The sequence below is a fragment of the Microbacterium capsulatum genome, assembly GCF_030865425.1.
GTDB lineage: Bacteria > Actinomycetota > Actinomycetes > Actinomycetales > Microbacteriaceae > Microbacterium > Microbacterium capsulatum.
On sequence record NZ_JAVFCB010000009.1, the window covers coordinates 189,862 to 210,930 of the forward strand.

A 21,069-nucleotide genomic window follows, 5' to 3' on the forward strand; every position below is an offset into this window, starting at 1 on the left:
GGAAGGGGGTCAGAGATCCGTCACGCGCAGAGCGTCGAGGTCGGTGGATCCGCCGGGGTGCAGCGACCAGGCGAACTCGTGCACGCGGGGCGGCTCGGGCGGATCCTGGATCGCGCGGCCGACGATCACCTCGGCCTGGCGGCGGTAGAAGTCGGTGGGGCCGACCGTGGTCAGGGTGGGTGCGACGAGGTGTGCGTCGGGGGTGTTGCCGACCCCGATCACGGCGACGTCGTGCGGCACCCGCAGTCCGAGCATGTGCGCGGCGTTGATCGCGGCGATGCCGGCGAAGTCGGTCGTGGCGTAGATCGCGGTGGGCCGGTGCGGGGCGGACAGCAGCTCGACCGCGGCCGCGAACGCGCTCGCCGGGGTGTCCGTGTACACGGCCTCGAGCCGCGGGTCCGGGGGCAGTCCCGCGGCCGCGATCCGCTCGCGGTACACGGAGTAGCGGGTGCGCCGGCCCTGCCGGTCGCCGTCGACCGCGCTCCGCGAGGACAGGCAGCCGATCGCGGTGTGCCGGGTGAGCAGCGCGTCCATCGCGATCTCGCAGCCGGGCAGCGCGTCGGAGCGGATCACGTCGAAGCCGTCGGGCTCCAGCGTCTCGGAGAAGACGACGAGCCGCTGCCCCCGCGCCACGAGGCTCTGCAGCTTGCGCCGGGTGTCCGGGTCGTCCCCGACGCTGTCGAGGTAGGCGACGTCGCTCTCCGCGCGCTCCAGCGCGGCATGCCAGTCGCCGTCGGCGAGGATCAGCGTGGTCAGCCCGTGCCGGACGGCCTCCTCGTTCACACTCGCAGCGACCGCGAGCGACCAGGGATCGCCGAGCATGTGCAGGGACAGCTGGACCATCTCGGTGCGGCCGGTGCGGATCGCGCGCGCGGCACGGTTCGGGCGGTAGTTCAGCCGCTCCGCCGCCTCGCGCACGCGCTGCGCCGTCGCTGGCGACACCCCCGCCCCGGGCCCGCGCCGACCGGAGAACACGTACGACGCGGTGGCCATGGACACCTCCGCGGCGTCTGCGACGGCGCGCAGGGTGGGGCGCCGTGCGCCGGCGTCCTGAGCGGGTGCGGTGTCCATCGGGCCTCTTCGCGGGAACGGATGTGAATCGGTTAGCCAAACGATTCACATTGAATGTAGGCGATGTCGCGCGGCCGCACAAGACCCCGCCTCAGCGGGACCGAGGGGCCGGATCCGCCGGGGCGGCTCCGGCAGGGAGCGCGGCGAGCAGCGCGCGCCACACCGGGGTGTCCCGGGCGCCGGCACGGCAGACCAGGTGCTCCACGACCGGGATCGCCGGACCCCGCAGATCGAGCATCACCAGGCGCGGGTCCTCGAGCATCTCGTCCTCGGCGACGATCCCGACGCCCAGCCCGGCCGCGGCCGCCGCGAGCACGGCCTCGCGCGAGTCGGCGGTCATGCCGTACGTCAGCGCGATCCCGGCGTCCGCCGCCGCGCGCTCGAGTGCCCGGCGCGTCCCGCTGCCGCGCTCGCGGCCGATGATCGGCTCGCCGGCCAGCTCCGCGAGCCGCAGCGTCTTGCCGCCCGCGCGCGGATGATCGGTGCGCACGACGGCGACGAGGTTCTGCGTGCGCAGCTCGACCCGGTGCAGCCCGCGCTCGTCCGGGACCTCGGCCGCCACGCCGACGTCGGCGCGCCCCGTGCGCACCGCCTCGATCGCCTCGGTCGCGTTCCCGGCGGCGATCGCGAAACGCGCGTCCGGATGACGGCGGCGCACCGCGGCGAGCAGCGGCATGAGATATCCGGGCGCATCGGCGGCGATGCGGATCGGCTCCCCGCCGAGGTCCGCGGCGTCCGCCAGGAGCTCCTCCGCGCGGGCGGCGAGGGCGAACAGCGGTTCCGTGATCCCGTGCAGCGCCGCACCGGCTGCCGTGAGGACGGCGCCGCCCGGCGCGGGTGGCCCGGACGCGCGGTCGATCAGCCGCACATCGTGGGTGCGCTCGAGCGCGGCGAGCTGCGCCGACACGGCGGGCTGGCTCATGCCGAGTGCCCGCGCCGCCGCAGCGAAGCCGCCGTGCGCGACGACGGCCTCGAAGACCCGGAGCTGCGCGAGAGTCATAACCACACCTTATGGATCCATAGGCTCGTGCGACAGAGCCCGCGGCCCTTCGGCCCTAGCCTGGTCGGATGTCCGAAGAGCAGATCCAACGCCGCCCTCACGTGCTGATCATGGGCTGGGACGGCGTGCGCGACGACGTCGTGCGGGCCGCGCACACCCCGCAGCTGGACGCACTGGCCGCGCGCGGGTTCTTCGCGACCGTGCGCGTGCACGACGCGAACCCGACGATCTCGGGCCCGGTCTGGTCGACCATGGCGACCGGGGTCTACCGCGACCGGCACGGCGTGCACGACAACGACTTCCGCGGCAACGCCTTCGACCGGCACCCCGACGTGCTCACCCGCGTGCGCACGGCGCTCCCCGGGGCGACGACGTTCGCGGGCGGTGCGTGGGCGCCGCTCGTCGAAGAGGCGTCCGGCGGACCGCTCTTCTCCGGCGGCGGGTACCGGCCGGCGGTGCCCGCCGACACGGAGAACACCGGCGGGATCGAGCTGATCGCCACGATGGACGAGGCCGTGACCGCGCGCGTCGCCCGTGAGCTGCGGCACCGCGATCACGCGGTCGTGTTCGCCTACGAGGTGCTGCCCGACATGGTCGGCCACATCGAGGGCGTCACCGACCGCTACCGCGCCGCGGTGGAGATCTGCGACGAACAGCTCGGCGTGCTGCTCGCGGCGATCGACGCCCGGCCGACCCGCGCCGAGGAGGACTGGACCGTGATCGTCCTCACCGACCACGGGCACCTCGACGCCGGCCACCACGGCGGTGACAGCGAGGAGGAGCGGACCGCGTGGATCTCGGCCGCCGGCCCCGGCATCCCCGCCGGTTCCGCCCCGCTCGTCGACCACGCCGACGTGCTGCCACACGTGCTCGCCGCGTTCGGCCTGCCCGCCGATCCGGCCCTTCCCGGGCGCCCGTTCGGCGCGCACGAGGACTGAACGGCCGACGATGACCACGGGCGTGCTGCTCGCCGTGCTCGGATCGGCGATCATGCACGGCACCTGGAACGCGATCGCGAAGGCCATCCCGGACCGCCTCGTCGCGTCCACCCTGATCGGGCTCGTCTACCTCGCGGCCGGAGGGATCGGAGCGATCCTGCTGCCGCTCCCGCATCCGGCGGCCTGGCCGGCGCTGGTCGCCTCGGTGCTGCTGCAGACCGCCTACCTGATCATGCTCACCGAGGCCTACGCGCACACCGACTTCGGGGTCGCCTACCCGCTCACCCGCGGGCTCGCCGTGCTCGGCGTGACCGTGCTCGCGGTCGCCCTGCTCGGCGAGCGGCTCACGGTGCTGCAGACCGCCGGGGTCGCGATCGTGATCGGCGCGCTGTTCGCGCTGGCGTTCGCGCGCCGGCGGCGCACCCCGCGCCGGGGGCTGCTGCTCGCGCTGGCCGTCGGCGCATGCGTGACGGCGTACTCGTTCGTCGACGGGATCGGCGTGCGCGCGTCGCATGCGCCGCTCGGCTATGCGGCCTGGCTGTTCCTGCTGCAGGGCCTGACGATCCCGGTCGCCTGCCTGGTGCTGTCGCGCGATCGCCGTGGACACCTGGCCGGGATCCGGCGGCACGCGCGGCTCGGGACCGTCGGCGGGGTCCTGTCCCTCGTGGCCTACACGATCGTCGTGTGGGCGCAGTCGATCGCGCCGCTCGCGCTCGTGTCCGCGCTGCGCGAGACCGGCGTGATCGCGGCCGGCCTCATCGGTCTGGTGTTCTTCAGGGAGAAGCCCGGCGCGATCGGGATCGCCGCGACGGTCGCCGCCGCGGTCGGGATCGTCGCGATCCGCCTCGGGGCCTGAACGCCATCGTCGAGCGTGCGCCGATCCCCACTCCCGGGGCCGTCGAGCGAGCACCGACGCAGTCGGAGCGAGACGAAACGCGGCGATCTCAGCGCACAGACCCGGGGCCCGCTCGGTGGATGCACCACGTTTCGTCTCGGTCGTCCGCTGCGCGGCCGTCCTCGCTCAACGACCCCGGGGTCGTCGAGCGCGCCGATCCCCACCCCCGGGGCCGTCGAGCAAGCCCCACCCCCGGGGCCGTCGAGCGAGCCCCACCCCCGGGGTCGTTGAGCGAGCCCCACCCCCGGGGTCGTCGAGCGAGCCTCACCCCCGGGGTCGTCGAGCAAGCCCCACCCCCGGGGTCGTTGAGCGAGCCCCACCCCTGGGGTCGTTGAGCGAGCCCCACTCCCGGGGTCGTCGAGCAAGCCCCACCCCCGGGGTCGTTGAGCGAGCACCGACGCAGTCGGAGCGAGACGAAACGCGGCGATCTCAGCGCACAGACCTGGGCCCCGCTCGGTGGATGCACCAGGTTTCGTCTCGGTCGTCCGCTGCGCGGCCGTCCTCGCTCAACGACCCCGGATAGGCGGGCTCCAACGCGCTACAGGTTCGCCTCGGCGTACACGCGCAGGGCGTCGCGCACGAACTCGGCGCCCGCTGTGCCGCCCGCCGTGGTGGCGTAGTTCGCGCCGAAGCGCGGGTCCGCCACGTACATCTCGCCGAGCCCGATCACGTAGCCGCGGCGGTCGCCGCCGGCGCCGTACGCGGGCGTGCCGGGGATCCCGGTGAGCCACTCGACGTGGCGGCGGGCCACGTCCTGCGCCTCAGCGGACGCCGGATCCGCATCCGCCTCGGCGAGCGCGATCCAATCCCGGTTCAGCTCCGCGACCCTGGCCTTCCAGGCGGCCTGGCCCTCGGCGCCCAGCTCGCGCCACCAGCGGTCGCTGTCGGCGTAGGCGTTCTTCCCCCAGCGGGTCTCGACCTCCTCCTTGTATCGGGTGTGGTCGAAGCCGTCGAACATGTTCTCGGCCATCAGGGTTCCTCCTTCTCTCAATGCGGTGATGGTCTTCTCGACCGACGCGATCTGCCGCGCCAGCCGGGTCTGCTCCTCGCGCAGCCAGGCGAGGTGCGCGTCGAGGGCGGCCGCCTCGGTCTCCGCGGCGACGACCGCCGAGCCGGTCGGAGCGCCCGCGGCCGGACCGGATCCGATCACCTCGGCGATCTGCGGCAGGCCGAGCCCGAGCTCGCGCAGCAGCAGGATGCGCTGCAGGCGCACGAGCGCGCTCTCGTCGTAGTGCCGGTAGCCGTTCGCGGCGATCCGGCTGGGCGGGAGCAGCCCGATGTCGTCGTAGTGCCGCAGAGTGCGGCTCGTGGTGCCGGTCAGCCGTGCGATCTCCTGGATCGACCAGTCCCGACCCGTCATGGCGTCCTCCTTCCGTCGTCGACAAGACCCACGGTAAAAGTTGACGTCGCGTCAATGTCAAGCCCTCGGACGAAAGAACCTGCGCCGGGGAACTGCGCGGATCCGATTTCTCCGCCCGGGAGCCCATCGAGATCAAACCGTTCCCGAACCGTCCAGGACACGCCGCTACGGTCGTAGGGTGATCGACACGAATGACGCCGTTCCGCACCCGATCGGCGCGACCCACCCGCTCGCACTCGCCCCTGTGACCTCGCCGCCCCTCACGGTGGACGGGTTCGTCTCCGAGTTCCTGCTCAACCTCAACTTCGACGGCGGCGTCTCCCTGTCGGAGTCCAGCACGAACGACCGGTATCTCGCCCTCGCCTGCACCGTGCGCGACTACCTGATGGCGCGCTGGCTGGAGGATCTGCGCAAGCAGAAGGAGGATCAGGCGAAGGGCGTCTGCTACCTCTCCGCCGAGTACCTGCTCGGCCGCCAGCTGGACAACAACCTCCTTGCCACCGGGCTCAGCGAGATCGCCGCCGAGGCGCTGGAGTCGTGCGGGCTCAGCCTCGACCAGCTGCGCGAGCACGAGATCGAGCCGGGGCTCGGCAACGGCGGCCTCGGCCGGCTCGCGGCCTGCTTCATCGACTCGCTGGCGACGCTGGGCGTGCCGAGCATCGGCTACGGCATCCGCTACGAGTACGGCATCTTCCGGCAGACGTTCGAGGACGGCCAGCAGGTCGAGCAGCCCGACGCCTGGCTCACGCTCGGCTCGCCGTGGGAGTTCCCGCACCCCGAGCGGTCGCAGCTCGTCTCCTTCGGCGGCCGCACCGAGACCTATGACGACGACGGCGTGACCCGCAGCCGCTGGATCCCGGCGTGGAACGTCAACGCGATCCCCTGCAACTACATGGTCCCCGGGTTCCAGAACGGCCGGGTGAACACGCTGCGACTGTGGCGCGCCAAGGCGACCGACGCGTTCGACCTGCGCATCTTCAACTCCGGCGACTACGAGGAGGCCGTGCGCGCGCAGACCTTCGCGGAGAACATCTCCAAGGTGCTCTACCCCGAGGACTCCACGCCGCAGGGCAAGGAGCTGCGCCTGCAGCAGCAGTACTTCTTCGTCGCCGCGTCGATCGCGGACTTCCTGGAGAACGTGCTCGCGGACGGCTACGACCTGACGAGGCTGGGCGACCGGGTGATCTTCCAGCTCAACGACACGCACCCGGTGATCGCGGTGCCAGAGCTCATGCGCGTGCTCGTCGACGACCGGGGCATGGAGTGGGACACGGCATGGGAGGTCACGCAGCAGTGCTTCGCGTACACCTGCCACACGCTGCTCCCCGAGGCGCTCGAGGTCTGGCCCGTCGAGCTGCTCGGCCGGCTGCTGCCGCGGCACCTCGAGATCATCTACCGGATCAACGACGAGTTCCTCGCCGCGGTGCGCGAGCGCTTCGGCGACGACGAGCTGCGGATCCGCAACATGTCGATCATCGCGGAGCATCCGGAGCGCTCGGTGCGGATGGCCTACCTCGCCACCGTCGCCGGGTCGAAGGTCAACGGCGTCGCCGAGCTGCACTCCCAGCTGCTGCGCGACAAGGTGCTGCCCGACTTCGACGAGTTCTACCCGGGCAAGTTCACCAACGTCACGAACGGCGTGACCCCGCGCCGGTTCCTGCGACTGGCGAACCCTGAGCTCTCCGCGCTCATCACCGAGGCCGTCGGATCGGGCTGGGAGAGCGACCTGGACCGGCTGCGCGGGCTCGAGGAGCACGTCGACGACGCCGGATTCCGCAGCGCGTTCGCCGAGGTGAAGGCGGCGAACAAGCGCCGCCTGAACGAGGTGCTGCGGGCCCGCGACGGCTTCGAGGTCGCCGACGGCCACCTCGTCGACGTGATGGTCAAGCGCCTGCACGAGTACAAGCGGCAGCTGCTCAAGGTGCTGCACGTCGTGAGCTCCTACGAGGGCGTGCTGTCCGGGCGGATCGCGGTCGAGGATCTGCAGCCGCGCACCGTCCTGTTCGGCGCGAAGGCGGCCCCCGGCTACGCGATGGCGAAGCGGATCATCCACCTCATCAACGCGATCGGATCCACCGTCAACGACGATCCGCGCCTGCAGGGCAGGCTCAAGGTGCTGTTCCCGCCGAACTACAACGTGACCCTCGCCGAGCGGGTGATCCCCGCCGCCGACCTGTCCGAGCAGATCTCCCTCGCGGGCAAGGAGGCCTCCGGCACCGGCAACATGAAGTTCGCCCTGAACGGCGCGCTCACGATCGGCACGGACGACGGCGCGAACGTCGAGATCCGCGAGCTCGTCGGCGACGACAACTTCTTCCTCTTCGGCATGGCCGAGCCCGAGGTCGAGGCACTGTCGGCCCGCGGCTACCGGCCGAGCGAGTTCTACCAGGCCGACGAGGACCTGCGGCGGGCGATCGACCTCATCGCCTCCGGCGCGTTCTCGGGAGGCGACAGGACCGTGTTCGAGCCGGTCGTGTCGAACCTGCTCTACGAGGACCGCTTCATGGTGCTCGCCGACTTCGCCAGCTACATGGCCGCGCAGGAGCGCGTGGACGCCGCCTACGCCGACGAGGACGCGTGGACCCGATCCGCGATCCTGAACGTCGCCCGCACCGGCTTCTTCTCCTCGGACCGGTCGATCACGGACTACATCGACCGGATCTGGCACACACCGCCGACGAGCTGAGGCGGTCGGGTCGCATCTCCTCTCACGTCGCACCACGCCGCGAGAAACCACTTGCTGCATGAGACACCACGTCTTCCGTGGTGTCTCATGCAGCATTTGATTTTTCGCGCATCCTTCTTGACAGAATCGAGATATATCGTGTTATTCTCAGATACACGATATATCTCGACACGGATCGGGATCCCCCACCTTCCAGGAGAAGACATGACCGAGAAGTGGCTCATCGCACCGGGCCAGGAGCGCGTGATCGACATCGAGCGCGCATCGAAGCTGAAGATCGGACTCGTCGGCGGACAGGTCGACGTCATCGCGCACGACGAGCCCGGCATCCGGATCGAGGTGCACAACGTCACCATCAAGGATCTGCGGGTCGAGTCCGACGGCACCCAGATCGAGATCGACCACCCGCAGATCGGCTGGGACAACTTCCTCGAGGTGTTCCGCAACTTCGGCGCCGGCGGCCCGAAGGCCGAGATCAGCGTGGCCGTCCCCCGCGACATCGCGCTCAACCTCGGCGTCGTGAGCGCCGGCGCCCTCGTCTCCGGCCTCACCGAGGACGCCCGCCTGAACACGGTGTCCGGCGACCTCATCGTCGACACGCACACCGGCGACCTCACCGTGAACACCGTCTCCGGCGACGTGCAGGTGCGGGGGCTGGACGGATCCGCGAGCGCCAACACGGTCTCCGGCAGCGTCGCGCTGACCGGCGCGATCCGCAAGGCGACGGTCGACAGCGTCTCCGGAGCGATGCTCATCGACGCCACCGGGGCCGTCAACACCGTGTCGCTGAACAGCGTCGCGGGCGACGCCACGGTACGTCTCGACGAGAACCTCGCCTCCAACTACGTCACCCGCACCATGAGCGGCCGGGTCACGATCGACGGCGTCCCGCGCGGATCCTCCGGTCCGTCGAACTTCACGGGACAGCGCGGCGAACTGGCCGGATCCTTCGCCGACGTCCGAGTGAACACGGTCTCCGGCGACATCACGGTCCTGCGCCGCGACGCCGCGGAGGGCCCGGTGTCGTTCACGCACGACGGAGAGGACCTGCTGTGAGCCCCGCGGTCTTCTCGCACGGCGACCTGCGCCTGTACCTGCTGGCACTGCTCGCCGAGTCGCCGCAGCACGGCTACGGCATCATCCAGGCCCTCACCGACCGCACCGGGGGCACGTACACGCCCAGCGCCGGCACGATCTACCCCCGCCTCGCCAAGCTCGAGGAGGACGGCCTGGTCACCAAGACCGTCGACGGCCGCACCACGATCTACGCGATCACCGACGCCGGCCGGGCCGAGCTCGCCGCCCGCGAGGCCGACCTGGAGGGCATCGAGGCCGGGCTGACCGACTCGGTCCGGCTCATCGCGAACGAGGTGCGCCAGAACGTGCAGGAGGCCATGCGCAGCCTGCGCGCGGATCTCGCCGCCGCGGCTCGCGAGGACCGCTCGGGCGCCCCCTCCACGTCGTACCGCGAGGCCTCCGCCCGTGCCGACGAGCGGATCGCGGGCCGCGAGGAGCTGCGCCGGGCCGACGCCCTGATCAACGCCTTCCGCGCCCAGGTGCGCACCGACCTGCGCACACACGTCGCCCGCGGCGAGACCCTGCCGGCGAAGGTCGTCTCGGATCTGGAGACCGCGCTCGACTCCGCGGCGCACGCCGTGACGCGGGCCCTGGCCGCGCTGCGGGCTCACTGACCCCGCACCTCGCGCCGCTCCCGCCCACGCGCACGCGCACTGACCTCGAGACCGAACCTGCGTCGCGAGACCGCGAAAACCACCGTCGGTCTCGCGACGCGGTTTCGGTCTCGCGGTCAGAGGGGGTGGTCGGAGGGGGCGGTCAGAGGGGGCTTACTCCGTCCAGATCTCCTTCTGAGTGTCCGGGACGGGCTCCTCGAGCGGGACGACGAGGATCGGGCGGGACTGCCGGTGGGAGAGGCGGGCGGCGACCGATCCGGTGAAGAACTCGCGGATCGACTCGCCGAGCCCGCGGCTGCGGGTGCCGACGACGATGAGCTGGGCGTCCACGTCGCCGGCGAGGTGCTTGATCGCGAGGGCGGGGTCGCCGACGAGCTGTCTCGCGGTCCAGGTGAGGCCGGATCCGGCCATCGCCGCCTCGGTCTCCGAGCGCACCTGCGCGAACTCCTCCGCGCCGGTGTCGACGTTGAGGTCGATCGGGGCCGAGTGCACCAGTCCGTCCGGATCCTCGAAGGTCACGAAACGGGTGACGTCCACGTGCACGACGACGAGCGGTGCGTTCAGCAGGGTCGCATAGCGCTTGCCCTCGGCCAGCACGCGGGGAGGCTGCCCGGCGTTCACCGCCACGATCACGGCCTTCTGCAGACGGGCGTTCTGGAGCTCGTCCTCCTGCGCGTCCCCCTCGGGGCTGGAGGTGTTGTCCGACATGATCGTCCTTCCCTTCCGCGCCGCCGTCACGGCCGGGCCATCTGGCCCTCGTGCTATCCTGGATGCTACTCTTACCGGCCGCGAGCCGGTGCCGTAAATAGACATCGGGCCCCGTTCCGCCCGGTGGTTACAGTAAGGGGGTCTCGCGCATGGGCCGTGGCCGTCAGAAGGCAAAGCACACCAAGATTGCCCGCGAACTCAAGGCGTACAGTCCGTCGGTGAACTACTCCGCGCTGGAGCGCGAGCTGGGGCACCCCGAGACCGAGGACCAGTACGTCGACAAGTGGGCGGATCAGTACGCCGACGAAGACGAGGACGAGCTCGAGAAAGCCTGAGCCGCACGTCTGACCGAACCCCGCCCGGAGCGCACCTTCGCACCGGCGGGGTTCGTCGTTTCCCGCTGCGTCCGGAGGGTCACCAGCGCCCGTGCCGGCGCTCCCACGCGGCCTCGACCGTGAGCGGGCGCCCGGCGTACACCCCGGCGGGGACCGACACGACGAGCAGTACGATCAGGATCGCGAGCGGCACCTGCCAGCCGCCGGTCGCGGTGTGCATGACGCCGAGCAGCACGGGGAACACCGCGGACAGCAGGTACCCGAGGCTCTGCACGAAGCCGCTGAGCGCGACCGCGGTCTCGGTCTCCCGGGCGCGGATGCTGAGCAGCACCAGGGTGAGCGGGAAGAGCAGGCCGGCGAGCCCGTAGAGCAGCACCCAGATCCAGGTCACCGACGGCAGCGGCAGGAGCAGCAGCCCGAGCAGACCGCCGACCGCCCCGATCGCGCCGAACAGGTACAGCGGGGTCGTCGCGCGGAACCGCACCACGAGCACCGGCACGATCAGCGAGGCCGGCAGGCCGGTGAACGCGAACAACGACAGCAGGAACCCCGCGGTCTTCGCGTCGACGCCGACCTGCTCGATCATGATCGACGGCAGCCACGCGAAGGCGGTGTACGCCATGCTGGCCGAGGTCCCGAACACGAGCGTGAGCGCCCAGGCGAGCGGGATCCGCAGCAGCCGCGCGAGCGCCCGCGTGCTGGTCGGCGCCGTCGGGATCGGCCCGGTCGAGACGGATGCCGCGTCCTGGAAGGACCCGCGCGACAGCGCACGGTCCTCCGCCCGGACCCCGGTCCCCGAGCCCGTCGAAGGGACGTACCCGGCCCCGGTCCCCGAGCCCGTCGCAGGGCCATACCCGGCCCCGGCCCCCGAGCCCGTCGCACGGTCCTCCGCCCCGTCCCCCGAGCCCGTCGAAGGGACGTCCGCGGATCCGGAAGCGGCCCCCGCTCCGCCCCGCTCCCGCACCAGCATCGCGATCCACGGCGCCGCCCCCGCGAGCGCAAACACCGCCCACAGCGCGAGCGACGTCCGCCAGCCCGCCGCGTCGGCGACCGGCACCGCGATGAGCGGCGGCACGAACGTGGCGACCGCCATCATCGTCGAGTACAGCGTCATCATCAGACCGAGCCGGTCCGGGAAGTGCTTCTTCACGAGCGGCGGCATGAGGATGTTGCCCATGCCGACGCCGGCGAACACGAGCGCCGTGGACAGCAGCAGCGTCACCGAGTCCGTGGCCGCCCCTCGCGCCGCGAGGCCCGCCGTGATCACGACGAGCGAGAGCACCGCGAGCCGTTCCAGGCCGAGCCTGCGTTCGAGGAACGGCGTGATCAGCCCGAACACGGCGTAGCAGACCGGCGGCGCCGTGCCGATGAGCCCGACGACCGCGGACGGCATCGGGAAGTCGTGCGCGATCTGCGCCACCACTGGCGACAGCGAGGTCACCGCAGAGCGCAGCGAGAACGCGACCAGCACGATCCCGATCACGGCGAGGGCACGTCCCCGCCGGAACGGACGGGATCCGCTCGTCCCGCCGCCCGTCGTCATGGGGTCTGCCCGGCCGGGCCGACCCGGCTCACGAGGTCTGCGAGCCCTCGAGCCAGGCCAGGTACTCGTCGGTGACCGTCCCGGTGACGTACCGGCCGTCGAACGGGCTCAGGTCGAGATCGGCGATGTCGGACCCCTCGAGGATCGCGGCCTTGAGGTCGTCGACCTCCTGGTACACGAGCCGGTCGGCGCCGAGCTCCTCGGCGATCTCCGGGATCGTGCGGCCGTGCGCGACCAGCTCGTGCTTCGTCGGCATGTTGATGCCGTACACGTGCGGGTGCCGGATCGGCGGGGCCGCCGAGGCGAAGATCACCGACTTGGCGCCGGCGTCGCGGGCCATCTGGATGATCTGCTTGGACGTGGTGCCGCGCACGATCGAGTCGTCGATGAGCAGCACGTTCTTGCCCTTGAACTCGGTCGACATCGCGTTCAGCTTCTGCCGCACGCTCTTCTTGCGCACCGCCTGGCCGGGCATGATGAAGGTCCGGCCGACGTAGCGGTTCTTGTAGAAGCCCTCGCGGTACTCGATGCCGAGCTTGCGGGCGACCTCCATCGCGGCGGGGCGCGAGGAGTCCGGGATCGGCATGACCACGTCGATCAGATCGAGCGGCACGTGCTTCGCGATGGTGTCGGCGAGGCGCTCTCCCATGCGCAGGCGCGACTCGTAGACGGAGATGCCGTTCATGACCGAGTCGGGGCGGGCGAGGTAGACGTACTCGAACGCGCAGGGGGCGAGGGTCGGATCCGTCGCGCACTGCTTCGTGAACAGCTCGCCCTCGTTCGTGACGAACACGGCCTCGCCGGGCTCGACCTCGCGGACGATCTCGTAGTCGCCGTTCTCCAGCACGAGCGACTCGCTCGCGACGACCCATTCGTCCTTGCCGTCCCTGACGCGCTTGCCGAGGATGAGCGGGCGGATCCCGAACGGATCCCGGAACGCGAGCAGCCCGTAGCCGGCCAGGATCGCGATGACCGCGTAGGCGCCCTCGATCCGCTCGTGCGTGCGGGCGACGGCCTCGAAGATGCGCTCGGGGTCGAGGTCGACCGCCGAGGTCGTGGTCTGCAGCTCGTGCGCGAGCACGTTCAGCAGCAGTTCCGTGTCGCTCGACGAGTTCAGGTGGCGGCGGTCGCGCTGCGTCATGTCGTCGGTCAGCTCACGCGTGTTGGTGAGGTTGCCGTTGTGGATGAGGATGATGCCGTACGGCGCGTTCACGTAGAACGGCTGGGCCTCCTCCTCGCTCGACGCGGTGCCCTTCGTGGCGTAGCGGACATGGCCGAGGCCGACGTTGCCGAGCAGCGACCGCATGTCGCGGGTGCGGAAGGCCTCGCGCACCATGCCCTGCGCCTTGGCGAGGTGCATGACCCCGTTGGCCTCGGCGGTGGCGATGCCGGTGGCGTCCTGACCGCGGTGCTGCAGCAGGAGGAGAGCGTCGTAGATGTCCTGGTTGACCGGGGCGTGCCCGACCATTCCGACGATGCCGCACATGGGTGTGTTACTTCATCCGTTCTCTGATTTAGCCGCGGGCGCTGTCCGCGTACGCGCCGACCAGGCGCACGGCACCGCCATCGACGCCCTTGGCGCCCTGTTCGAACTCGCCGGCCGGCCGCGCGGCGACCGCGTCGAGCCGCACCGTGCCCACCTGCCAGGTGTCGATCCCGCCGGCCGTGAGCGCCGCCGCGATCGCCGCGGCGGATCCGGCGTCGACGACCGCGAGGAACCCGATCCCGAGGTTCCAAGTGCCCTCGCTGGACTCCAGCGTCGTGCCGGCGAGGTCGCTCAGCACGCGGAAGACGGGCGCCGGCGACCACGTGGAGCGGTCGACCTCGGCCCAGGATCCCTGCGGCAGCACGCGCGCGAGGTTCGCGGCGATCCCGCCGCCGGTGACGTGGCTGAGCGCGTGCACGGAGCCGTCGAAGGCGTCGGCGATGCCCAGCAGCGGGGTCGTGTAGAGGCGGGTCGGCGTCAGCAGCGCCTCGCCCCAGGTCGCGCCGAGCTCGTCGGAGCGGTCGCCGTAGCCGATGCCGGCCTTCGCGAGGATGTGCCGGACGAGCGAGTAGCCGTTGGAGTGCAGACCGCTCGAGGCGAGGGCGAGCACGACGTCGCCGTCCTGCACACGCTCGGATCCGAGGATCCGGTCCGCCTCGACGATGCCGGTCGCGGCGCCCGCGACGTCGTAGTCGTCGACGCCGAGCAGTCCGGGGTGCTCGGCCGTCTCGCCGCCGACGAGGGCAGTGCCGGTGAGCTCGCACGCCTCGGCGATGCCGCGGACGATGTCGGCGATCCGCTCGGGGAAGACCTTGCCGCACGCGATGTAGTCGGTCATGAACAGCGGCTTCGCGCCGACCACGACGATGTCGTCGACGACCATGCCGACGAGGTCGTGCCCGATCGTGTCGTGCTTGTCGATCGCCTGCGCGATCGCGACCTTCGTGCCCACGCCGTCGGTGCTCGACGCGAGCAGCGGACGGCGGTAGCCGAGGAGGGCCGAGGCGTCGAAGAGACCGGCGAATCCGCCGACCCCGCCGAGCACCTCGGGTCCGTGCGTGGCACGGACGGCGGACTTCATGAGTTCGACGGCGCGATCGCCGGCTGCCGTATCGACGCCGGCCTCAGCATAGGTGCGGGAGGACACCCCGCAATCCTACCGGCGGGCGACTGTGCGAAAGGCCGGGAATCCGGCGGCTCGGTGCTCAGATGCGCAACGAGCGGTCGACGCGCGAATCGTCGGATTCTACGGATCGACGCGGAAGTCGCGCTTGAACTCGGGGGCATGCAGCGGGAGACTGAGCCCTGGGCGCGACCAAGCGGACTCCGCGCGCCTTATGGGACGGGGGCGTCCATGACCGATCAGAGGATCAACGGTCCCCACCACGCGCTCCTCGCGCTGAACGTCGTCGCGGGCGTCGTCGCCGCCTTCTTCGGGCTGCTTCTTCAGTTCTATGGCGATGCATGCAACGAGGTCGATGCCGGAGTGCACTGCCACTTCTCGGAATACATGACATTCGTGTGGACGGCCGTGCTCTTCCCGATCGGCTTGGTCACCGTGACCGGCTTCCTCGCCTTCGGCAGGCTCCAGGGGCGACGGTCGGCGGTGATCGTCCTGGCGTGCTGCACGCCCGCCATCATCGTCACGAGCATTGTCTGGTGGTGGTGCGCTTCAGCAGCTGCCGGCGTCCTCCACTGAACGGACGGCGAGAGTCCGCGCGCGGCAAAAACGGTGCCAACGACGGCGCTCAGGGTCTCTACTCCGCCGTGCTCTCCCGGTCGACGAGAACGATGCGCTCCCGGCGGCGGGCGGAGCGCTCCAGGATCAGCGCGACCAGGCCGAGTGCGGCGATGCCGACCGGCACCGTCCACAGCAGCAGAAAGCCGAACACCTGCCCGAACGGGTAGGACACCTGGGTGGCCACCGACGCCTCGAAGCTGCCGCCGATCGTGAGCAGGAACGCGAGGATCACGCCCGCTGCGACGCCGATGCCGAGGAAGACGCCCCAGCGCGGAGCGCGGTGCACCCGCGCCTCGACGATCTCCGAGGTCTGATGCGGCTGCGACGTGCTCATGCATCCATTGTCCCACGGGCCGCTGTGCGCCGGTCCGGAATCACCCGCGTGGGATCAGGCGATCACGGAGGACCAGGCGTCCCGTGGGCCGATCCGCCTGTTCCCGCGTGATCGCCTGAACCGGCGAGTGTGGCGCCCGGGCCGCCGGGCCGATCCGCGAGTTGCTGCCACGACGTGGGCCGGATCAGGGGCGCAGCGGCAGCAGCCCGGTGAGGTCGGCGCGGGTGCCGGAGGCGTGGATCCGGCCGTCCGCGAGTGCGTCCGCCCAGGTCTCGGATCCGGTCGCGACGGCGATCCAGGTCGCAGGGTCCAGCTCGACGACGTTCGGCGGCGTGCCGCGGGTGTGCCGTGGGCCCTGCACGACCTGCACGGCGCCGAACGGCGGCACCCGCACCTCGACGCTGTTGCCCGGCGCCTTCTCGTCGAGCAGCTGCAGCAGGTAGCGCACGGCTGCGGCGTACTCGGTTCGGGTCGGCTTCTCCCCCGCGGCGAGCGCGGCGCGGGTCGCGTCGAGCGCCGCCCGGCCAGCCACGGTGTCGATCCTCATCGCCATGGATCCAGCCTAGGCAGGCCCGGGCGCCGTCGCGCCGCTCACCGTTGCTCCGGTTCGTTGCTCCGGTTCGGGGCGTCCTTCTGCCGTTTGGGGCGCGTACCGGCACAGGTGACCGGCGAGGTGCGCCCCGTACCGTTCGAATGCGCCCCGAACACGGACGGAGCCGGGGCTCCATGGCGGGCGTAGGCTCTCACCGATGACCGCGGACACTCGGACCCTGCGCGGCGCGCGTGCCGAACTCCTCGCCGCCGTGCGGCGCGGAGACGCCTGGGTGCCGCCGTACCCGCAGGTGGTCAACGAGCCGGTGCCCGCGGCCGTGCTCATGCTGTTCGGCCGCCTCGACGGCATCCCGGCGCGCACGGACGACGTCACGGTCGCGGCCGACCTGGATGTACTCCTGCAGCGCCGGGCGAGCACGCTCTCCTCGCACCCGGGCCAGGTGTCCTTCCCCGGCGGACGCAGCGAGCCCGAGGACGCGGACGCCGCAGCGACCGCGCTGCGCGAAGCGCAGGAGGAGACCGGCCTGGATCCGGCCGGCGTCGAGGTCCTCGCGGCGCTGCCGGATCTCCCCCTCGCCGCGAGCAACCACCTCGTCACACCGGTGCTCGCCTGGTGGCGGGCGCCGTCGCACGTCGCGGCGGTCGACCACGCCGAGACCGTCGAGGTGTTCCGCGTCCCGGTCGCGCAGCTGCTCGATCCGGCCAACCGCTTCACGTCGACCCTGAGCCGCGGAGGCATGACCTTCCGCGGCCCCGCCTTCGACATCGACGGCACGATCGTGTGGGGCTTCACCGCCGGCGTGCTGGACGGCCTGTTCGAGGCCGCGGGCTGGACCAGGCCCTGGGACCGATCGGTCGAGCGGCCGATCACCCTGTAGTCGGTGGCACCCTGTAGTCGGTGGCACCCTGTAGTCGGTGGCACCCACCGTCGCGGCGCGTCGGATCCCCCTTCCCTTCGCTCGCTGGTCGCGACACGCCCTCATTTCGCCCATTCGGCGACGATTCGCGACCAGTGAACAACCGGGTCACCGCTCGGTAGGCTTGCGGGGTGAAGATCCTCGTCCTCGGTTCCGGTGCCCGTGAGCACGCGATCATCCTCGCCCTGCGCTCCGAGAAGAGGGCGCACGAGATCCTCTGCGCCCCCGGCAACGCCGGCATCGCGCAGCACGCGACGCTCGTCGACCTGGACCCCATGGACGGGGACGCCGTCCGCGCCTTCGCCGACGAGCACAGCGTCGATCTCGTGGTCGTCGGCCCCGAGGCTCCGCTCGTCGCCGGCGTCGCCGACGTCGTCCGCGAGCACGGGATCCCGGTCTTCGGCCCCGGCAAGGCGGCCGCGCAGCTCGAAGGCTCCAAGGCGTTCGCGAAGCGGATCATGGAGGCCGCGGGCGTTCCGACCGGCCGTGCCGTGCGCGCCGCGACCGTCGCCGAGGTCGAGGCCGCATTCGATGATCTGGGCGCCCCGCACGTCGTGAAGGCCGACGGCCTCGCCGCGGGCAAGGGCGTCATCGTCACCGAGGACCGCGCCGCCGCGCTCGCCCACGCCGAGCACTACCTGCCGGGCGGTCCGGTGCTCGTGGAGGAGTTCCTCACCGGCCCGGAGGTCTCGCTCTTCTTCCTCAGCGACGGCGACACCGTGCGCGCGCTCAGCCCTGCGCAGGACTTCAAGCGCGCGCTCGACGGCGACGAGGGCCCGAACACCGGCGGCATGGGCGCCTACTCGCCGCTGCCGTGGCTCGACGAGCAGTTCGGCAGCGAGGCGGCGTTCGTCGAGGAAGTCACCCGTGACGTCGCCCTGCCCGTGATCCGCACGCTCGATGCCGAGGGCACCCCGTTCATCGGACTGCTCTACGCCGGCCTGATCCTCACTCCGAACGGCATCCGGGTGATCGAGTTCAACGCGCGCTTCGGCGACCCCGAGACGCAGGTCGTGCTGCCGCGCCTGCGCACGCCGCTGTCGCAGCTGCTGCTCGCCGCCGCCTCCGGCACGCTCGAGGACCAGCCGCAGCCGGTCTTCTCCGACCAAGTGGCGATCACCGTCGTGCTCGCGAGCGAGGGCTACCCCGAGGCGCCGCAGACCGGCCGCCCGATCGAGGGCCTCGCCGCCGCCGCCGCGGTCGAGGGCGTGCGGATCGTGCACGCCGCGACCGCCGGCCCCGACGCGCCGGCCGGATCCCTCATCGCCACCGGCGGACGCGTGCTGAACGTCGTGGCGACCGGATCCGACTTCACCGACGCCCGCCTGCGCGCCTACGACGCGATCGGCCGGATCCGCCTCGACGGCGCGCACTTCCGCACCGACATCGCGGCGCGCGTCGCCGAGTAGCCAGTAGCCGACGCAGGAGAGGCGCCGCCCCCATTCGGGGAGCGGCGCCTCTCCTGCCGGGCGGCCCGGCTCAGCGCTTGACGAGGTGCTCCGGGCGCTTCATGAACAGGATCGCGGCCACGCCGACCAGCAGCACGATCGTCGGCAGGGCCATCGTCTGCGACATCGCGCTCGCGAAGCCCTTGATCACGAACTCGGGCAGCTTGCCGGCGCCGAAGTCGCCGCCGTGCGAGGCCGCGCCGGGCAGGTTCGCCACGAGACGCCCCTGCATGTACGCGGCGATCGCGGCGGATCCGAGCACGGACCCGATCGTGCGGGTGGTGTTGTAGATGCCCGCGCCGGCACCGGCCTGGCGCGGCTCCAGGTTGCGCGTCGCCGTGGTGGCGAGGGGCCCCCACATGCCGGCCTGGCCGATGCCCATCAGGGCGGACGGCAGCAGGAACAGGCCGATCGGGGTGTCCGGGTTCATCAGCAGCGCGTACCAGACCAGCGCGAGCACCGTGAGGCCGAGCCCCGGCACGAGCAGCAGGCGGGGGTCGACACGGTCGAGGATCCGGCCGGCGAGCGGCGCGAGCACGCCCGACAGCACCGCCATCGGGATCAGCAGCAGCGCGGCCTCGGTCGGCGTGAGCCCCCGGGCGAGCTGATAGAAGAACATCATCGGCAGCGACATCGACGTGACCGTGAAGCCGACCGCGGCGATGCCGAGGTTGGCGACCGAGAAGTTGCGGTCGCGGAAGAGCACCAACGGCACGAGCGGCTCGCTGCGCGTCTTCGCCTGCTGCCACAGGAACGCCGCCATCACGACGACGCCCGTGGCGATCATCGCCCAGATCCAGCCGTCCCAGTCGTAGTGCTGGCCCTCCTGCAGTGCGAACACGATCAGGAAGAGGGCGATGGCGCTGAGGAAGACGCCGACGATGTCGAAGCGGTGCTCGTGCGTCTGCAGACGCGGGACGAGGATCCATGCGAGCACGAACCCGATCACGCCGACCGGCAGGTTGATGAAGAAGATCCACTCCCAGCCGAAGCCGTCGACGAGCAGGCCGCCGGCGAGCGGGCCGACGAGAGTCGCCACGCCTGCGGTGGCGCCCCACAGCCCCATCGCGGCGCCGCGGTGCTCCGCCGGGAACGTGCGCGTGATCACGGCCATGGTCTGCGGGGTCATCAGCGCGGCGCCGAGACCCTGCACGGCACGGAACGCGATCAGCATCCCGAGCGAGCCGGACAGACCGCAGCCCAGCGAGGCGAGCGTGAAGACGGTCAGGCCGATGAGGTAGATGTTCTTCGGGCCGAACCGGTCGCCGAGACGCCCGGTGATCAGCAGCGGCACCGCGTAGGCGAGCAGATAGGCGCTGGTGACCCAGACGACGTTGTCGAGATTGCTCGTCGACGGGTCGAGGGCGGCCTTGATGGCGGGATTGGCGACCGACACGATGGTCGTGTCGACCAGGATCATGAAGAAGCCGATGACGAGCGCCCAGAGCGCGGGCCAGGGACTCTTCGGTTTGTGACCGGCGGCGTAGGCGCCGGTCGTGGCGCCGATCGGGCCGCGGGATCGTGCCGCGGCGCGGGAGGGATCAGTCATTCTGGTGTGCCTTTCGCGGGGAAAGAGAGATGATCCGGATCCGGCCCCCACGCGAAGTCGGGGGAGGCGATCCGGGGGATCAGGGTGTCGAGCCAGGCGATCTCGGCCTGCAGCAGCGTGCGCTGCCGGCCCAGCTCGAGGAGGTACTGCCCGGGGACGCCGAGCTCCTCGGCGCCGGTCAGGTCGGCGTCGTGCTCGGCGAAGTCCTCGCGGAGCAGGTCGCGCCGGGCGGTGAGGAGGTCCACGGCCTCGTCCCGGTCGAGGTTGTGCGCCTCGGCCAGGGCGACCCGGAACGGTGTGGGCTTGCCCGTGCCGCCGAGCTCGCGGCGCACCCAGTCGCCGACCGCGGCGTGCCCGGACGGAGTGAGCGTGTACGTGGTGCGCTCGGGGCGATTGCCGTCGCGGTCGACGCCGACCTCCTCGAGCAGCCCGTGCCCGTGCAGGCGCCCGACGGTGTGGTACAGGGTGCCGTTCGTGATCGTGACGATCCGGTCGTCGCGGCGGGCGCGCAGCAGCCGGGCCATCTCGTACGGGTGCATGTCGCGCTCGCGCAGCAGTGCGAGCACCATGACCCCGAGCGGCGTCAGCACGGCGTCCTTCACGGTCACTCCATTTCGACTAGTCCATGTGGACTATACGGATTGGACTATACCCCTCGCCACCCTCGACGCGCCAGCGGATCCGCCCGGCGCGCGCGAACCCTCCCGCCCCGGATCCGCCGGGCGCGCGAACCCTCCCGCCCCGGATCCGCGAGAAACCAGATCCGGCGCGAGACACCACGCACGCTGTGGTGTCTCATGCCGCATGTGGTTTCT

At 71.4% G+C, this 21,069-nt stretch carries 20 protein-coding genes; 9 read left to right on the top strand and 11 right to left on the bottom strand.

What is annotated here, in order from left to right:
- Positions 1 to 9: 9 nt before the first annotated feature.
- Complete coding sequence (locus RBR11_RS15480; protein WP_308490274.1) at positions 10 to 1,071, bottom strand: LacI family DNA-binding transcriptional regulator; 1,062 nt, start codon at positions 1,069 to 1,071, stop codon at positions 10 to 12.
- A 91-nt stretch (positions 1,072 to 1,162) separates the two neighbouring features.
- On the bottom strand, positions 1,163 to 2,071 hold the full coding sequence (locus RBR11_RS15485; RefSeq protein WP_308490275.1) for a LysR substrate-binding domain-containing protein: 909 nt from the start codon (positions 2,069 to 2,071) through the stop codon (positions 1,163 to 1,165).
- 68 nt (positions 2,072 to 2,139) lie between these two features.
- On the opposite strand from RBR11_RS15485, the gene RBR11_RS15490 reads away from it, so the two are divergent.
- Together RBR11_RS15490 and RBR11_RS15495 are read left to right on the top strand one after the other, a co-directional pair.
- Positions 2,140 to 3,009, top strand: coding sequence for an alkaline phosphatase family protein (locus RBR11_RS15490; protein WP_308490276.1), 870 nt, complete (start codon positions 2,140 to 2,142; stop codon positions 3,007 to 3,009).
- Positions 3,010 to 3,019: 10 nt separating this feature from the next.
- On the top strand, positions 3,020 to 3,865 hold the full coding sequence (locus RBR11_RS15495) for a DMT family transporter (protein ID WP_308490277.1): 846 nt from the start codon (positions 3,020 to 3,022) through the stop codon (positions 3,863 to 3,865).
- Between the two features lie 577 nt (positions 3,866 to 4,442).
- Here the strand turns inward: RBR11_RS15495 and RBR11_RS15500 are convergent.
- Positions 4,443 to 5,264, bottom strand: a complete 822-nt coding sequence (locus tag RBR11_RS15500; protein WP_308490278.1) for a MerR family transcriptional regulator — start codon at positions 5,262 to 5,264, stop codon at positions 4,443 to 4,445.
- A gap of 244 nt (positions 5,265 to 5,508) precedes the next feature.
- On the opposite strand from RBR11_RS15500, the gene RBR11_RS15505 reads away from it, so the two are divergent.
- The 3 genes from RBR11_RS15505 to RBR11_RS15515 all read left to right on the top strand — a co-directional run bounded on the left by RBR11_RS15505 (position 5,509) and on the right by RBR11_RS15515 (position 9,641).
- Positions 5,509 to 7,950, top strand: a complete 2,442-nt coding sequence (locus RBR11_RS15505) for a glycogen/starch/alpha-glucan phosphorylase (RefSeq protein WP_308490293.1) — start codon at positions 5,509 to 5,511, stop codon at positions 7,948 to 7,950.
- Positions 7,951 to 8,154: 204 nt separating this feature from the next.
- Positions 8,155 to 9,006, top strand: a complete 852-nt coding sequence (locus RBR11_RS15510; RefSeq protein WP_308490279.1) for a DUF4097 family beta strand repeat-containing protein — start codon at positions 8,155 to 8,157, stop codon at positions 9,004 to 9,006.
- Positions 9,003 to 9,641, top strand: a complete 639-nt coding sequence (locus RBR11_RS15515) for a PadR family transcriptional regulator (protein WP_308490280.1) — start codon at positions 9,003 to 9,005, stop codon at positions 9,639 to 9,641. Before RBR11_RS15510 ends, RBR11_RS15515 begins: the two co-directional genes overlap by 4 nt.
- A gap of 153 nt (positions 9,642 to 9,794) precedes the next feature.
- On the opposite strand, the gene RBR11_RS15520 is transcribed toward RBR11_RS15515, so the two are convergent.
- Entirely contained in the window at positions 9,795 to 10,349 is a 555-nt protein-coding gene (locus RBR11_RS15520; protein ID WP_308490281.1) for a universal stress protein, read from the bottom strand.
- A gap of 149 nt (positions 10,350 to 10,498) precedes the next feature.
- Here RBR11_RS15520 and RBR11_RS15525 point away from each other — a divergent pair, with 149 nt between their 5' ends.
- Positions 10,499 to 10,684, top strand: a complete 186-nt coding sequence (locus tag RBR11_RS15525) for a DUF3073 domain-containing protein (RefSeq protein WP_308490282.1) — start codon at positions 10,499 to 10,501, stop codon at positions 10,682 to 10,684.
- Positions 10,685 to 10,763: 79 nt separating this feature from the next.
- On the opposite strand, the gene RBR11_RS15530 is transcribed toward RBR11_RS15525, so the two are convergent.
- From RBR11_RS15530 to purM, 3 genes are read right to left on the bottom strand one after another with little or no spacing between them, the layout of a single operon-like run.
- Positions 10,764 to 12,227, bottom strand: a complete 1,464-nt coding sequence (locus tag RBR11_RS15530; protein WP_308490283.1) for an MFS transporter — start codon at positions 12,225 to 12,227, stop codon at positions 10,764 to 10,766.
- 28 nt (positions 12,228 to 12,255) lie between these two features.
- On the bottom strand, positions 12,256 to 13,713 hold the full coding sequence (purF, locus tag RBR11_RS15535; protein ID WP_308490284.1) for an amidophosphoribosyltransferase: 1,458 nt from the start codon (positions 13,711 to 13,713) through the stop codon (positions 12,256 to 12,258).
- 28 nt (positions 13,714 to 13,741) lie between these two features.
- Complete coding sequence (purM, locus tag RBR11_RS15540; protein ID WP_308490285.1) at positions 13,742 to 14,860, bottom strand: phosphoribosylformylglycinamidine cyclo-ligase; 1,119 nt, start codon at positions 14,858 to 14,860, stop codon at positions 13,742 to 13,744.
- A 207-nt stretch (positions 14,861 to 15,067) separates the two neighbouring features.
- Between purM and RBR11_RS15545 the strand changes: the two genes are divergently transcribed.
- Entirely contained in the window at positions 15,068 to 15,412 is a 345-nt protein-coding gene (locus tag RBR11_RS15545; RefSeq protein ID WP_308490286.1) for a hypothetical protein, read from the top strand.
- A gap of 58 nt (positions 15,413 to 15,470) precedes the next feature.
- Here RBR11_RS15545 and RBR11_RS15550 read toward each other — a convergent pair whose 3' ends face one another.
- Positions 15,471 to 15,788, bottom strand: a complete 318-nt coding sequence (locus RBR11_RS15550; RefSeq protein ID WP_308490287.1) for a potassium transporter Trk — start codon at positions 15,786 to 15,788, stop codon at positions 15,471 to 15,473.
- Positions 15,789 to 15,972: 184 nt separating this feature from the next.
- Entirely contained in the window at positions 15,973 to 16,341 is a 369-nt protein-coding gene (locus tag RBR11_RS15555) for a sterol carrier family protein (RefSeq protein ID WP_308490288.1), read from the bottom strand.
- A 196-nt stretch (positions 16,342 to 16,537) separates the two neighbouring features.
- Here RBR11_RS15555 and RBR11_RS15560 point away from each other — a divergent pair, with 196 nt between their 5' ends.
- Together RBR11_RS15560 and purD are read left to right on the top strand one after the other, a co-directional pair.
- Positions 16,538 to 17,218 carry an NUDIX hydrolase gene (locus RBR11_RS15560; protein ID WP_308490289.1) on the top strand — a complete coding sequence of 227 codons (681 nt, stop codon included), beginning with the start codon at positions 16,538 to 16,540 and terminating at the stop codon, positions 17,216 to 17,218.
- A gap of 170 nt (positions 17,219 to 17,388) precedes the next feature.
- Entirely contained in the window at positions 17,389 to 18,666 is a 1,278-nt protein-coding gene (gene purD / locus RBR11_RS15565) for a phosphoribosylamine--glycine ligase (RefSeq protein WP_308490290.1), read from the top strand.
- A gap of 70 nt (positions 18,667 to 18,736) precedes the next feature.
- Here purD and RBR11_RS15570 read toward each other — a convergent pair whose 3' ends face one another.
- Both RBR11_RS15570 and RBR11_RS15575 read right to left on the bottom strand, forming a co-directional pair.
- Positions 18,737 to 20,125 (bottom strand): DHA2 family efflux MFS transporter permease subunit, encoded by a 1,389-nt coding sequence (locus tag RBR11_RS15570; protein WP_308490294.1) that lies wholly within the window; start codon positions 20,123 to 20,125, stop codon positions 18,737 to 18,739.
- 125 nt (positions 20,126 to 20,250) lie between these two features.
- Positions 20,251 to 20,862, bottom strand: a complete 612-nt coding sequence (locus tag RBR11_RS15575) for a PadR family transcriptional regulator (RefSeq protein WP_308490291.1) — start codon at positions 20,860 to 20,862, stop codon at positions 20,251 to 20,253.
- Positions 20,863 to 21,069: the final 207 nt, after the last annotated feature.